This is a genomic window from Bradyrhizobium sp. SMVTL-02 (assembly GCF_051853005.1).
Lineage (GTDB): Bacteria > Pseudomonadota > Alphaproteobacteria > Rhizobiales > Xanthobacteraceae > Bradyrhizobium.
Genome location: NZ_CP182469.1, coordinates 5,621,764 through 5,636,118, shown reverse-complemented (window position 1 = coordinate 5,636,118; position 14,355 = coordinate 5,621,764). Strand labels below are relative to the sequence as shown.

Genomic DNA, 14,355 nt, shown 5'->3' with positions numbered 1-14,355 from the left:
CGCGACGCGCGGCCTCAATTTACAGCCTTGCAGTCCTTGGCATAGCGATCGCCGTAATTCTCAAAAACCTTCTGGACGATCTCGGTCTGGAACTTGCCGTCCGGACGCTTGGCGACCTTGGTCAGATAGAAATCCTGGATCGGATAGCCGTTGGTGTTGAACTTGAAGGCGCCACGCAGCGAGGTGAAGTCCGCCTTCTTCAGCGCGGCTCCAACGGCATCCTTGTTGGAGAGGTCGCCTTTCACGCCCTTGATGGCGCTGTCGATCAGCATCGCGGCATCATAAGCCTGGAAGGCGTAGGTGCCGGGCACAACGTTGTAGGCGGCCTCATAGGCTGCGACGAACTTCTTGTTCTGGGGATTGTCGAGATTGGGCGCCCAGTTCGCGCCGCCGAACATGCCGACGGCCGCGTCCTGCTGCGCCGGCAGCGTCGACTCGTCGACCGTGAACGCCGAGAGCACCGGAATCGTATCGGCGAGGCCCGCCTGGCGGTACTGCTTGACGAGATTGACGCCGAGTCCGCCCGGCATGAACGTGAACAGTGCATCGGGCTTCTGCGAGGAGATCTTGGAGAGCTCCGGCTGGAAGTCCAGCGTGTTCAGCGGCATGTAGGATTCTTCGACGATCTCGCCCTTGTAGTCGAGTTTGAAGCCGGCGACCGAGTCCTTGCCGGCCTGATAGTTCGGCACCATCAGGTACATGCGCTTGTAGCCGCGGTCCTGCGCGACCTTGCCGAGGATCTCGTGGACCTGGTCGTTCTGGTACGACGTAACGTAGAAGAACGGGTTGCAGTCCTTGCCGGCAAAGGTCGATGGCCCGGCATTGGGGCTGATCAGGAACACCTTCGATTCGGTCACGGGGCGGTGGATCGCCTGAAGGATGTTGGAGAAGATCGGGCCGACCACGAAATCGACCTTCTCGCGCTCGAGCAGGCCCTTGACCTTGGTCACCGCTGCGTCCGGCTTGAGCTCGTCGTCGACCACCACGACCTCGACATCGCGGCCACCCATCTTGCTGCCGAGGTCCTTGACCGCGAGCGCAAAGCCGTCGCGAACCTGCTGGCCGAGCGCGGCGGCGGGCCCTGACAGGGTCACGATCACGCCGAGCTTGACCTTCTCCTGGGCGAGGGCGGGGCTCATTGCGGTGCCGAGCAGCAAGGCGGCTGCGGTCAAGGTCAATTGCATTTTCATCTTCCGTCCCTCGTGACATCAGGGCCTGCGCAGCAAGCCGCCTACTCCAATCCAAGCTTATGCCGATGATGGCTGCCACGGCAAGCAAGGCTCAAGACGTTGCCGTCCCGCGGCACGGCGCGCATGCAAGCGGCGCGCCAATTATTTGAAGCCTAAAGAAATTGGGGTGCGGTCGATTGCTGCAGCTTTGGACTTGCGGCCGGCTTCAATTTATTTGAAGCTCAAAACGTTGGGGAATCCGTGCCGGCGCCAATGCCTGCCGTCAATGACTGCATCAGATGCTTGATTCCGAGACCAAGGCCGTCGAGACGCCGGAAGATCATGCCGAAGAGCTTCGGCTGTGGCTGCGCTTGTTGACCTGCACCACACTGATCGAGGGTGAGGTGCGCGGCCGGCTGCGGCAGCGCTTCGACGTCACGTTGCCCCGGTTCGACCTGATGGCGCAGCTCGACAAGGCGCCCGACGGCATGACGCTGTCCGACGTCTCCAAGCGCATGATGGTCTCCAACGGCAACGTCACCGGTCTTGTCGAGCGTCTGGTCGAATCGGGCCATCTCGATCGCCGCACCTCGGAAACCGACCGCCGCGTCCAGGTGATCCGCCTGACGAAGCTCGGTCGCGCCGAGTTTCGCAGGATGGCCGCGGAACACGAGACCTGGATTGCCGATCTGTTCGCCGACCTGACGCCGAAGGACGTGCGCGAGCTGATGCGCCTCCTCGCCAAGACCAAGGCGTCGGCGCAGAAATCGGCCGCGCGCAGACGGCCCTGAGCCCGCATCCGGGCCGGCCCGCCAATCGCTTTTGGCGCAGGAAAAAGCACGGAATGCCCAAATCCCCTATTGCGCCAAATTGTTTTAAGCCTAAAATGTTTTCCAGATAGTGCTGCCGGGTGCTTTCCATGCGCAAAGGAGCGTGCGATGGCCAACGCCGCCAAGGTTCAAGCGTCGGGCTCGTCTGACGGCAACGCCGCGACGGCCCATGTCGATACATTTGCGCGGCAGCATCTGCCGCCGCGCGAACTCTGGCCCGACTTCATCTTCACGCGGCCGGAGCTGCACTATCCGCCGCGATTGAATTGCGTCAGCTATTTTCTCGATCGGTGGGTGGAGCAGGGCCACGGTGATGCGCCTTGCGTGATCAGTCCCGCGGTGAGCTACACCTATCGCGAGCTGCAGGCGCTCGTGAATCGCATCGCCAACGTGCTGGTCGGCAAGCTGGGCCTCGTCACCGGCGGGCGCGTGCTGCTGCGTTCGGCCAATAATCCCATGATGGTTGCGACCTATCTCGCTGTGATCAAGGCCGGCGGAATTTGCGTGGCAACGATGCCGCTGCTGCGCGCCAAGGAGTTGTCCTATCCGATCCAGAAGGCGGAGATCACGCTGGCGCTCTGCGACGGAAAACTCGCCGAGGAGATGGAAAAGGCGAAGCTAGCTGCACCGGGTCTCAAGCAGGTCGTCTATTGGGGTAATGGCGCGCCCGACTCGCTCGAGGCGCTGACCGCCGATGCCAGCTCCGAGTTCACGGCCGTCGATACCGCGTCCGACGATATCTGCCTGATCGCCTTCACATCGGGCACGACAGGCGATCCCAAGGGCACCATGCATTTCCACCGCGACATGCTGGCGGTCTGCGATGGCTACGCGCGCAACATCCTGCGGGCCGAGCAGAAGGATCGCTTCATCGGCTCGGCGCCGCTCGCCTTCACTTTCGGCTTCGGCGGCGTGTTGTTTCCGATGCATATCGGCGCCTCCTTCGTGCTGCTGGAGAAGACGACACCGGACGACATCCTCACGGCCATCGAGCAATACAAGACCACAGTTTGCTTCACCGCACCGACCGCCTATCGCGCCATGATCGGCAAGCTGCCGGGACGCGACATTTCATCGCTTCGGAAGTGCGTCTCGGCCGGTGAGACACTGCCGAAGCCGACATTCGACACCTGGCTCAAGGCGACCGGCATCAAGCTGATGGACGGTATCGGTTCGACCGAGATGCTGCACATCTTCATCAGCGCAACCGAGGACGACATCCGCCCGGGCGCGACAGGCAAGCCGGTGCCGGGCTATGAAGCCAAGATCGTCGACGAGGCGGGCCATGATGTGCCGCCTGGGACCATGGGGCTGCTAGCCGTGCGCGGGCCGACCGGCTGCCGCTATCTTGCCGACGAGCGGCAGCGCAAATATGTCCAGAATGGCTGGAATATCACCGGCGACACCTATTTGATGGATAGCGATGGCTATTTCTGGTACCAGTCGCGCTCCGACGACATGATCGTCTCAGCCGGCTATAACATTGCGGGTACGGATGTGGAGGCCGCGCTCCTCACGCATCCGGCCGTCGCCGAGTGCGGCGTGGTCGGTGCGCCGGACGAGGCCCGCGGGATGATCGTGAAGGCTTATGTCATCGCTGCGCCCGGCGTGACGCCGGACTCTCAACTCGTGGCCGAGTTGCAGGAGCATGTCAAACGCGAAATCGCGCCTTACAAATATCCGCGCGCCATCGAGTTCGTGACGCAACTTCCGAAGACCGAGACCGGCAAGTTGAAACGTTTTGCCCTGCGACAGCTTGCACAGGCGGCAGCGGCGTCTTCGGGCGTCGCGGCAGAATGAGAGAAGGATAGAGAATTGTCCGTGACGCCTCCGAAAGGTCCGCAGCTCGCAGTGCTGCCGACCGCAACCGAGGACGACACTCGCCGGGGCGCGCAGGTGCTCCAGCCGTCCGGCTGGCCGATGCCGAAGGGCTATGCCAATGGCATGGCTGCCGAGGGGCGAATTGTCGTTACCGGTGGCGTGATAGGCTGGGATGCCGACGAGCGGCTCGCCGATGGATTCGTCGCGCAGGTCCACCAGGCCCTGAGCAACATCGCCGCGATCCTGAATGAGGGCGGCGCGCGCCCCGAACACCTCGTGCGGCTGACCTGGTACGTCGTCGACATCGACGAATATCTGGCGAACCTGAAGGAACTCGGCAGGGTGTACCGCACCGTCTTCGGCGCGCATTATCCGGCGATGGCCCTGGTGCAGGTCGTGCGGCTCGTCGAGAAGGCGGCTCGAGTCGAGATCGAGGCCACCGCCGTCATTCCTCGCTGAGTCGCGTCTACTGCTTCAGCTCGCCTTGGCGAGATCGCGGTCTTCAGGCGAGTTCAGATACACGCCTGACATGGTGTCGACCCAGCATAGATGGTCGTGCACTTTCTTGACGCCCTCGACGTTCTCCGCCGCGACCACCGCGGCCTGCCGTACGCGCTCTTCGGTGATGACGCCGCTGAGGTGAACGATACCGTCGCGGACGACGACGTTGAGGCCGAACGGGCACCAGTCGTTCTTCTCCATGGTATCGATGATGCGGCTGCGAACGTGATCGTCATCGGCCGTTGGATCCGGCACGTCGCGGGCGAGCCCCGCAACGGCCTGCAACAGGTTGGCGCGGGACACGATCCCGACGACCATATCGCCGCGCACCACCGGCAGGCGCTTCACGTTGTTCCGCTCCATGAGATCGACGATCTCCGCAAGCGCCGTGTCTTCGGTGATGGTCACGGGCGAGGGGGTCATCACCTCGGAAACCTTACGGCCGTGTTCCTGGACGAAGTCGCTGGCCGACGTTCCCGGACCCAGGATGAACCGCAACCAGCGCCCCCGCTTGCGCCCGGTGCCGATTTCGCCGCGGCGGATGAAATCTCCTTCCGAAACGACGCCGACCAGCCTGCCGGCGTCGTCCACCACCGTGAGGCCGCTGACGTGCCGCTTAAGCATGATGTTCGCCGCCTCGACGATGCCAGTGTCGGGGGTGACCGAGATGACCGACCGGGTCATGATCTGATGGGCGCGCATGGCAAACTCCGCTGGCATGTCGAATTCGATGCGCAAAACCTAGCCCGTCCATCGAGGTGCGGTTTGACCCAGGTCAAGCGCACAAGGTCGTTGTCCGTGTCGGGGATTTGATGCAGCTCAACGCGGACCGGAAGTGCCGCCGTATCCTGCCGCAGGCGTAGAACAGCGGCCCGCAGGAACATTCAGCCATGAGCGTCGTGAAGATATTTCCACGGGCCGAAGAGCCGCTGCAAGTTCCCCTCGCCAAGCCGGTAGCAGAGGGTTCTGGCGCGATTGCCAAAAGGGCCTTAGGGACGCCGTTTACCTGCGATTGCCCGCGGGCATCAGATTCGTATCCGCTTGATCGCGCCTTTCATGCCTTGCTGGCACGATTCACCGGCGGGATTTCGCCCGTGGCCTTGTCGCTCGCCTGGCTCGATTGGAGCACGCATCTTGCCGCGGCGCCGCAGCACCAGATGGAGCTTTCCCGCAGCATTCTGCGCGATACCGGGCGATTCCTGGAAGCCGTCGCGCACGCGACGTCGCGAGAGCCGTGGTCCGTCGTCCGACCGCAGGGAATGGACCGCCGCTTCAGGGATCGGCAATGGGAAGCCGCGCCGTTCAATCTGCTTGCGCAGGCCTTTCTGCTTACGGAGCGCTGGTGGCACGATGCGACGACCGGCATACGCGGCGTGTCCCCCGCAAATGAAGCCATCGTCGAATTCTCGATGCGCCAGATGCTCGACATGCTGGCGCCTTCGAACTTCGCGGCCACCAACCCGCAGGTTCTGGAAAAGGCGTTCCAGAGCGGCGGAGAGAATTTCGTGTTTGGCTGGCAAAACTGGTGCAGCGATCTGATGCGCCTGCTCTCCGTATCGAACCCGGTTGGCGACGATCAGTTTGTCGTCGGCAAGACGGTGGCGGCCTCGCCCGGCAAGGTCGTCTATCGGAACGATCTGATCGAGCTGATCCAATACCATCCGACGACCACGCAGGTGCGGCCGGAGCCCATCCTCATGGTGCCGGCCTGGATCATGAAGTATTACATCCTCGATCTGTCGCCGCAGAATTCCCTGGTCAAATATCTGACTGCTCAAGGTTTCACCGTGTTCGCGATCTCCTGGCGCAATCCGGATGAGAACGACCGCGATGTGGCCTTCGACGACTATCGCAAGCTGGGCGTGATGGCCGCACTGGACAAGATCGGTCAGATCCTGCCGGGCCGGAAGATCCATGCGCTCGGCTACTGTCTGGGGGGCACTTTGCTGTCGATCGCCGCTGCCGCCATGGGACGCGACGGCGATGGCCGTCTCGCCACCATCACGCTCCTCGCCGCGGAAACCGATTTCACGGAGGCAGGCGAATTGACGCTCTTCATCAACGAGAGCCAGGTTGCCTTCCTGGAAGACATGATGTGGCAGCGCGGCTATCTCGACACGACACAGATGGCCGGCGCGTTCCAGCTCTTGCGCTCCAACGAGCTGATCTGGTCGCGGCTGTCGCGCGACTATCTGATGGGCGAGGGCTCACCGTCGAGCGACCTGATGGCGTGGAACGCCGATGCCACGCGGCTGCCCTATCGCATGCACTCGGAGTATCTGCGCAAGCTGTTCCTGGATAACGATCTGGCCGAAGGTCGTTATCGCGTCGAATGCAGGAGCGTCTCGCTGTCCGACATTCACACGCCGATGTTCGTGGTCGGCACGCTCACGGACCATGTCGCACCGTGGCGATCGGTCTACAAGATCCACTACCAGGTCGATGCCGACGTGACGTTCGTCTTGGCCAGCGGCGGTCACAATGCCGGTGTGGTCGCGCCTCCTGACGAGTCCTGGCACAACTACCAGGTCAAGACCAAGGCCGCGGACGCGCCCTATGTCGGTCCGGAGGAGTGGCTGAAGCTGGCGCCCCATGTCGAGGGATCGTGGTGGCCGGAATGGACCGAATGGCTGGCGGCGCGCTCGGGGGCGCCTTGCGACCCACCGTCGATCGGGGGCGGAGACATTGACGGCCTGCCCGACGCGCCGGGCGACTACGTTCACACTTAATCGTCAGGCGTAGAATTCGGCGCAAGATCTGACGAGCGGAACGGCTTTGCCTTGTCCAGTTTCCGGTACGCTTTCGAGGCGGTCCGCAACAGCTTCTTTTCCCGTTTGGGGTCGAGGAAACGAATGCCGGCCTCGGGGCCGGCGCCGTTCAACGAGGCGGCCAGCGCCTGCCCACGCGCGTCGTCGTTCAATTGTCCAAGAGATCTTTGCGCCTTCCTCAATTGCTTGAGGATCGATTTCTGCTTCGTCAAGGATTCGTCAGCGAAAAGGTCCGCGAGCGACTCGACAGAATAGGTCATCCGCTTGTTGAGAAGCCGCAGCTTGTGACGCTTTTCGACGTCGAGCTTGCGCAGCTTCCGGGCCTTCCTGAGCAGCGTCGCCTCCCACTCGGTCAGGCGGGCCGTCGCATGGTCGGCAAGCGGGCACCGGCGCAACCTGACTGCCTCCTTGCTGCGCCGGGTCGACCAGGGGCCGCTCTCGATCCAGGCCGAGGTCTGCTCGATCAGGCGCCGAAAGCGCGCGGACTGCAGCGCGCGCGCGAGCAAGCGGTGGCTCTCGGCGCGTTTCTCGTCCCAGTGCTGGAGCTCGGCGGCCACGGCGAGCTTTTCGCCGCTTTCGGCGACGACCCGCTCGATCGCGACATCGAGGTCCCGGACCATGCCGAGCTGGCTATTCAGCCATTTCAGCTCGGCCCAGACGTTCGGTCGCAGCGCGTCATCGACCATCGGTGAGAAGAAGCGGATGGCCGTGCGCAGATGAGTCAGCGCGATGCGGATCTGATGCAGCGCGTCGGGATCGCCGCGACACGTGCCGTCGTGCTGGGCAAGGACGGCATCGAGGTTACGGCGGGCGATGATGCGGAAGGCGGTATCGCAGGCCATGCCGGGGCTGAGGCGGCCGGGCAGGACATTGCGCCGCGTCGCCCGCTTGGCGGGCGCGGTCGCCGTCGAACTCGTGGTGGGTCCCGACATCCTTGCCCGCGTCAATCAGATTGCCTTGCTTGCCTCGCGATCGCGTCCAGGCAGCTCTGGAGCGTCTGCTCCGGCGGACCGGATGCATCGATGGTCGCCCACCCGAGGTGACCGATATTATAGTGCTCTTGCTGTGCAGCAACCTCCTGCGTGGCGTCGGAGGCATCGCAGTGGCGGCTGCCGATGCGGGCCTGCCGGGTCGCGAGGTCGGCGACGAGGAAGAGCCCGCTCATCGGCACGTTGCATTCGCGCCCCAGAGCGGCCAATTCGTCCCGTTCGGATTCGCGTGCAAAGACGGCGTCGACGATGACGGAATGGCCTTGTAGCAGCGCCTGTCGGGCGCGCTGCACCAGTGTCTCGTAGACGCGTGCCGTGACGTCGGGCCGGTACGTGGACGGCGGCAGGCGGTCGGTATGTCCCACCTGAAACAGCTGCTTGCGAACGACGTCGCTGCGCAGCACGACGGCCCCCGGCTGCGGCCCGACGTGGGGCGCCAGGGTGCGGGCGAGGACGGACTTGCCGGTGCCCGATAGTCCGCCGACCGCAATCAGGCGCGGGACGGGGGGAGCGATCAGAGCCCGGGCGAGATCGAAATAGCGCCGTACTTCGTCGAGAATTCCGCTCCGGTCGGCATCGGGCCGCGTCAGCCGCGCCAGTGCCACCTGCGCACGGATGGCCGCGCGAATCGACATGAACAGCGGCAGAGCGGACAGCGCGTCGAGAGTTTCGACGGGCGCGGTGGTCAGATACTGGTTCAGCACGATGTTGGCTGCCGCGGCCTGGTCATGGCTGAGCAGGTCCATCAAGGCGAATGCGAGATCGTAGAGCACATCGACGGTGGCCATCTGCGCATCGAACTCGACGGCATCGAACAGCACGGGCTGTTCGCCGATCAAGACGATGTTCGCAAGATGCAGGTCGCCATGGCAGCGGCGCACGAAGCCCTGCCGGCCGCGCTCCTCGAGCAGCGTTCGCAGGCGCAGGAACATCCCGTGCGAGGCCTCGCCGAGCCGCTCGATCTTCTCGGCTGCGAGATGGTTGCCCTTTCGGAGGCCGTTGCTGTTTGCATCGATGAGGCGGGAGATGGAGGCAACCCATGCCTTGCCGTCGGCGCGGGACGCCGCCGCATGCGAAGCCGCGATGGCGTCGGCGATCGCCGAGGCGAGGTTCGCATCGAGCGGGCCGGCCTTCGCCAGATGATCCAGCGTCCGGCTTTCGTCGAAGCGGGACATATCGACCGCATACTCGACCGGCCGGCCGCTGCCGTCGACCTTCAGCGATCCATCCGTCTCCTCTGTAATCGCCACGACGCGATGATAGATCTGCGGCGCCAGCGGCCGGTTGATCCTGATCTCTTCCTCGCAGGCGCTCTTGCGTTTCTCGAGCGTCGAATAGTCGAGGAACGGAAACCGCACCGCCCGCTTGATCTTCAGCGCGCGCGGTCCGTCGAGAAAGACCGAAGCGGCATGCGTATCGATCCGCCTCACGCCGGCATGCGCGCAGAGTGTCGCGAAGATCCGTTCCTGGGCAGCCGTTTCGTCTGTCATCGAAGCTGGGGTTCCAAGATGCGGTCAGGGCTTCAGCACGGCTGCGCCGAGAATTTGTCCATTCCGCAGCATGTCCAGCACTTCATTGGCCTGATCGAGCGGGAATGCGGTCGTTTCGGTGCGTACGCCAGCCTGCGGGGCGATGCTCAGAAAATCGAGGCCGTCCTGTCGGGTGAGATTGGCAACGGAGATCAACTGCCGTTCCTGCCAGAGCAGATCATACGCGAAGCTCGGAATGTCGCTCATATGGATTCCGGCGCAAACCACGCGCCCGCCCTTGCGAATGGCGCGCAATGCGGCCGGCACGAGCTCGCCGGCAGGGGCGTAGATGATCGCCGCGTCGAGCGGCGTGTCCGGCATCTCGTCCGAAGCGCCGGCCCAGACGACGCCGAGCCGGCGGGCGAGGTCCTGTGCGGCCAGATCGCCGCGCCGTGTAAACGCATGGACAGAGCGTCCCTGCCAGACTGCGACTTGCGCGACGATGTGGCCAGCGGCGCCGAAACCGTAGATGCCGAGCCGCTCGGCCTCGCCGGCCAGCACCAGCGAACGCCAGCCGATCAGGCCTGCACACAGCAGAGGAGCAAGAGCCACGTCGTCGCCGGTCTCGCCGAGCGGAAAGGCGTAGCGCGCGTCGGCCACCACGTGCGTTGCATAGCCGCCGTCCCTTGTATAGCCGGTGAAGAGCGGGCGGTCGCAGAGGTTCTCCATGCCCTCGCGGCAAAACCGGCAGTTTCCGCAGGTGAACCCAAGCCAGGGAATGCCGACCCGATCGCCCGGCACATGCGTTGCGACATCGGGGCCGATGAGATCGACGCGGCCGACGATTTCATGGCCGGGCACGATGGGATAGCGGATGTCGGGCAGTTCGGCATCGACGACATGAAGATCGGTCCGGCAGACGCCGCAAGCGCTGACCCCGACCCGGTCTCGCCTTCGCCGGGGATTGGATCGGGGCGCTCCTCCATCCGGAGCCGCGCTCGCGGGGCCGCCAACACCATCGCACGCATCAATTGTCTCCGGGGCGGACCGCTCCGATCGAACCATCCATAGAATGGCAGCGCGCGGTCAGTCCTTGACTTCCGTCAATGCCCGCCTTGCCCGCTCGGTCAGTTCCCGAGGCTTGACGAGGATCAAGCACCCTCCCGAAAGCCGGGCCTATTCTGGCAGTTAAGGAGAATTCCGATGCCCATCAAGGACGTCTTTCTGCCGCTTGTCGGCCAGCCGCGTGGACCGGCCCTCGCAGCAATCGAGAAATGCGTTTCTGTCGCCGCCGACCTCGGCGCCAGAATCACCGCGCTTGCGCTGGAGGAAGATCTCTTCCTGCGACCGAAGGTGCTGCTCCCCGACGCCTCCGATGCCGTCGAGGCAAAGGGTGCTCCTGGAGCGGTCGAGATGCAACGTCTGCTGGATGCCTTCACCGGTGCGGCGTCTCGCGCCAACATTCGGGCCCAAAGCCGATCGGGCAAGGTGCCGGCGGACCAGATCGCGCAGATCCTGGCTGAACATGCCCGTTTCAGCGATCTCACCCTTGTCCCCGTGCAGCCGCATGACAGCCGAACGGAGCACATCATCGAGACGCTTCTGTTTGAATCCGGGCGACCGCTACTGCTGTGTCCGGAACAACACGTCGACGTTCTGCGACCGGAATTCGAGAACGTCATGATCGCCTGGGATCACTCCGCGCGCGTGGCGCGCGCCGTCGGCGACGCGATGCCTATCCTCCAGGCTGCGGCCTCGGTCCGCGTGGTGACCGTGACGGACGACAAGACTGACGAGATCCTGCAGTCCGGAACCTCGCTCGTCGACCATTTGAGGGAACACGGTGTCCAAGCCTCGTTCGAAACGGCAGTGGGCGGCGGCAGCTCGATCGGGAAGGTGCTCGGAAGCTGGGCGAATTCCAATGCCGTCGATGCGATCGTTATGGGAGCCTACCATCATTCACGCCTCAACGAGATCGTTTGGGGCGGTGTGACGAAGACCGTCATTGGCCAGCCACCGTGCTGGGTTATGATCTCTCACTAGGCTGGCCACCCGTTTCGGGCCTGATCTTTTGGACCACCGGAACCACCACCGACCGGGCGCATTTGCTTTAATGTCCACCTATCGCCTGAAGAACCTGCTGTCACCGCGTTCGGTCGCGCTCGTCGGGGCGAGCGCCCGTCCCGTCTCCGTGGGCCGCGCCGTTCTGGAAAACATTCGTAAGGCCGAGTTCACGGGACAGTTCGGCCTGGTGAATCCGCGCCATGCGGAGATCGCCGGCGTTGCCTCGGTCAAGAGCCTGGACCGGCTGGACTTCGTGCCCGAGCTGGTGGTCATCACCGCGCCGGCGCGCGAAGTTCCGGGCATCATCGACCAGGCCGGGCGGCGCGGCTCGGCCGGCGCTCTGATCGTCTCGGCTGGACTAGGCCATGGGCCGGGATCGCTGCAGGAGGCCACAATCACCGCAGCGCGCAAATACGGCATGCGGCTGATTGGGCCGAACTGCCTCGGCATCATGATGCCCGGCGTGAGCCTCAATGCCACTTTTGCCGCGCACATGCCCGGCGCAGGAAATCTCGCGCTGATTTCGCAATCCGGCGCGATCGCTGCCGGCATGGTTGATTGGGCCGCGCAGCGTGGCGTCGGCTTCTCCGGCATCGTCTCGATCGGTGATCAGATCGACGTCGACATTGCCGACCTGCTCGACTATTTCGCGTTGGATCACAAGACCCGCGCGATCCTGCTCTATATCGAGGCCATCAAGGACGCGCGCAAGTTCATGTCGGCGGCGCGCGCTGCGGCGCGCGTCAAGCCGGTCGTCGTGGTGAAGTCCGGCCGCATGGCGCAGGGGGCGAGGGCGGCCGCGACCCATACCGGTGCGCTCGCGGGCGCCGATGCCGTCTATGACGCGGCGTTCCGCCGTGCGGGTGTCCTGCGGGTCTCCGATCTGCGCGAGCTGTTCGACTGCGCCGAGACGCTCGGCCGCGTCGAATCGCCGGCCGGAAAGCGGCTGGCCATCCTCACCAATGGCGGCGGCATCGGTGTCCTCGCCGTCGACCGGTTGGTCGAGCTCGGCGGGATTCCCGCGTCGATCTCGGCGGACGTCCGCAAGAAACTCGACGACGAGCTGCCGTCGACCTGGTCCGGCGGAAATCCTGTCGACATCGTCGGCGATGCCGATGCATCGCGCTACGCGGCTGCACTCGAGGCGCTGTTGGCCGACTCCGACAATGACGCCGTTCTCGTCCTCAATGTGCAGACAGCGATCGCTTCGGCTGCCGACATCGCGACGACCGTGACGGAGCTCGTCGGCACATATCGCAAGCAGCACGGCCGATGGTCGAAGCCTGTCCTGGCCGCCTGGGTTGGAGCCGACCAGAAGATCGTTCAGGCACTGTCCGATGCCGGCATGCCGAATTATCCGACCGAAGATGACGCCGTGCGCGGCTTCATGCACCTCGTTCGACACCGCGAAGTGGTGGAGGAGCTGAGCCAGGTTCCTCCCGCGATGCCTGATACATTTGTGCCGGATGCTCGCGCTGCGCGCCTGATCGTCGCCGGTGCGATCGCCGACGGCCGCAAATGGCTCGAGCCTGTCGAAATCAAGCACCTGCTCGAAGCCTACGACATCGCGATGGTGCCGACCTATGCCGCCGGTGATGTCGAGCAGGCGGTGATCTGTGCCAACGAGATATTTGCACAAGGCGGGACCGTCGTGCTGAAGATCATGTCGCGCGACATCGTGCACAAATCCGATGTCGGCGGCGTGGTGCTCAATCTGACGACGCCGGAGGCGGTGCGTGCGGCCGCGACCGATATTCTCGCCCGGGCCAGGAAGCTGCGGCCCGAGGCCCGCATCGGCGGCGTCATCGTCCAGGCAATGGTCATCAAGGCGAAGGCGCGCGAGCTGATCCTCGGCCTTGCCGACGATCCCACCTTCGGCACCGTCGTGGTCTTCGGCCGGGGCGGGACGGCGGTTGAGATCATCAATGACAAGGCGCTGGCGCTGCCGCCGCTCGATCTGCAGCTCGCCCGTGATGTAATCGATCGCACGCGGGTCTCGCGGCTGTTGCGCGCCTATCGGGACGTGCCTGCCGTCAAGCAGGACGCCGTCGCCATGGTGCTGGTCAAGCTTGTGCAGATGGCAGCCGACATTCCGGAGATTCGCGAGTTCGACATCAACCCGCTGCTTGCGGATGAGACCGGCGTGACGGCGGTCGACGCCCGTGTCGCGGTCGGGCCGCCGCAGCGGAAGTTCGCGGGCTCAGGACCCGCCAATTTCGCCGTTCGCGCCTACCCGTCGCAGTGGGAGCGGCGCCTCAAGCTCAAGGACGATTGGCGGATTTTCGTGCGGCCGTTGCGTCCCGAGGACGAGCCGACCATCCATGAGTTCCTGCGCCATGTGACGCCTCACGACCTTCGCCTGCGCTTCTTCGCGCCGATGAAGGAGTTCACCCATGAATTCATCGCACGGCTGACCCAGCTCGACTATGCCCGCGCCATGGCCTTCATCGCTTTCGACGAGGCGACCGGCGAGATGGTCGGCGTCGTCCGGCTGCATTCGGACTCGATCTACGAGAGCGGCGAATATGCGATCCTGCTGCGGTCTGATCTCAAGGGCAGGGGGCTGGGATGGGCCCTGATGCAGTTGATCATCGACTATGCGAGGTCGGAAGGCCTGAAGGCGATTTCGGGCGACGTGCTTCGGGAGAACACCGTGATGCTCGAGATGTGCCGGCAGCTCGGTTTCGAGGTCAAGCCGAATCCGACCGAGCCTGATATCTGCGATGTCCGGCTGAAGCTCTGAG

The 14,355-nt window shown here is 64.2% G+C and carries 10 protein-coding genes and 1 pseudogene; 6 read left to right on the top strand and 5 right to left on the bottom strand.

Annotated elements, in window-relative coordinates; genetic code table 11:
• Positions 1 to 14 precede the first annotated feature (14 nt).
• Complete coding sequence (locus tag ACNJYB_RS26905) at positions 15 to 1,190, bottom strand: ABC transporter substrate-binding protein (protein WP_439369497.1); 1,176 nt, start codon at positions 1,188 to 1,190, stop codon at positions 15 to 17.
• Positions 1,191 to 1,468: 278 nt separating this feature from the next.
• Between ACNJYB_RS26905 and ACNJYB_RS26900 the strand changes: the two genes are divergently transcribed.
• The 3 genes from ACNJYB_RS26900 to ACNJYB_RS26890 all read left to right on the top strand — a co-directional run bounded on the left by ACNJYB_RS26900 (position 1,469) and on the right by ACNJYB_RS26890 (position 4,279).
• Complete coding sequence (locus ACNJYB_RS26900; protein ID WP_035971233.1) at positions 1,469 to 1,960, top strand: MarR family winged helix-turn-helix transcriptional regulator; 492 nt, start codon at positions 1,469 to 1,471, stop codon at positions 1,958 to 1,960.
• A gap of 147 nt (positions 1,961 to 2,107) precedes the next feature.
• Positions 2,108 to 3,799 (top strand): benzoate-CoA ligase family protein, encoded by a 1,692-nt coding sequence (locus ACNJYB_RS26895; RefSeq protein WP_439369494.1) that lies wholly within the window; start codon positions 2,108 to 2,110, stop codon positions 3,797 to 3,799.
• Positions 3,800 to 3,814: 15 nt separating this feature from the next.
• The gene (locus tag ACNJYB_RS26890; protein WP_439369492.1) at positions 3,815 to 4,279 is read left to right on the top strand and encodes a RidA family protein; all 465 of its coding nucleotides are present in this window, start codon (positions 3,815 to 3,817) and stop codon (positions 4,277 to 4,279) included.
• Between the two features lie 15 nt (positions 4,280 to 4,294).
• Here ACNJYB_RS26890 and ACNJYB_RS26885 read toward each other — a convergent pair whose 3' ends face one another.
• Positions 4,295 to 5,023, bottom strand: a complete 729-nt coding sequence (locus tag ACNJYB_RS26885; RefSeq protein ID WP_439375653.1) for a CBS domain-containing protein — start codon at positions 5,021 to 5,023, stop codon at positions 4,295 to 4,297.
• A gap of 188 nt (positions 5,024 to 5,211) precedes the next feature.
• On the opposite strand from ACNJYB_RS26885, the gene ACNJYB_RS26880 reads away from it, so the two are divergent.
• Positions 5,212 to 7,050, top strand: a complete 1,839-nt coding sequence (locus tag ACNJYB_RS26880; protein WP_439369490.1) for a PHA/PHB synthase family protein — start codon at positions 5,212 to 5,214, stop codon at positions 7,048 to 7,050.
• On the opposite strand, the gene ACNJYB_RS26875 is transcribed toward ACNJYB_RS26880, so the two are convergent.
• The 3 genes and pseudogenes from ACNJYB_RS26875 to ACNJYB_RS26865 form a co-directional block, all read right to left on the bottom strand.
• A complete protein-coding gene (locus tag ACNJYB_RS26875) occupies positions 7,047 to 8,021 on the bottom strand; it encodes a CHAD domain-containing protein (RefSeq protein WP_439369488.1) in 975 nt (324 codons plus the stop codon). The two genes, ACNJYB_RS26880 and ACNJYB_RS26875, sit on opposite strands and share 4 nt — an antisense overlap.
• A gap of 11 nt (positions 8,022 to 8,032) precedes the next feature.
• On the bottom strand, positions 8,033 to 9,568 hold the full coding sequence (locus ACNJYB_RS26870; RefSeq protein ID WP_439369486.1) for an AAA family ATPase: 1,536 nt from the start codon (positions 9,566 to 9,568) through the stop codon (positions 8,033 to 8,035).
• 24 nt (positions 9,569 to 9,592) lie between these two features.
• Positions 9,593 to 10,575: pseudogene (locus tag ACNJYB_RS26865) on the bottom strand (zinc-dependent alcohol dehydrogenase family protein).
• 175 nt (positions 10,576 to 10,750) lie between these two features.
• Between ACNJYB_RS26865 and ACNJYB_RS26860 the strand changes: the two are divergent.
• Positions 10,751 to 11,590: a universal stress protein gene (locus ACNJYB_RS26860; RefSeq protein WP_439369484.1), complete on the top strand. Its 840-nt coding sequence runs from the start codon at positions 10,751 to 10,753 to the stop codon at positions 11,588 to 11,590.
• 70 nt (positions 11,591 to 11,660) lie between these two features.
• Positions 11,661 to 14,354 (top strand): bifunctional acetate--CoA ligase family protein/GNAT family N-acetyltransferase, encoded by a 2,694-nt coding sequence (locus tag ACNJYB_RS26855; protein ID WP_439369482.1) that lies wholly within the window; start codon positions 11,661 to 11,663, stop codon positions 14,352 to 14,354.
• Position 14,355 lies beyond the last annotated feature (1 nt).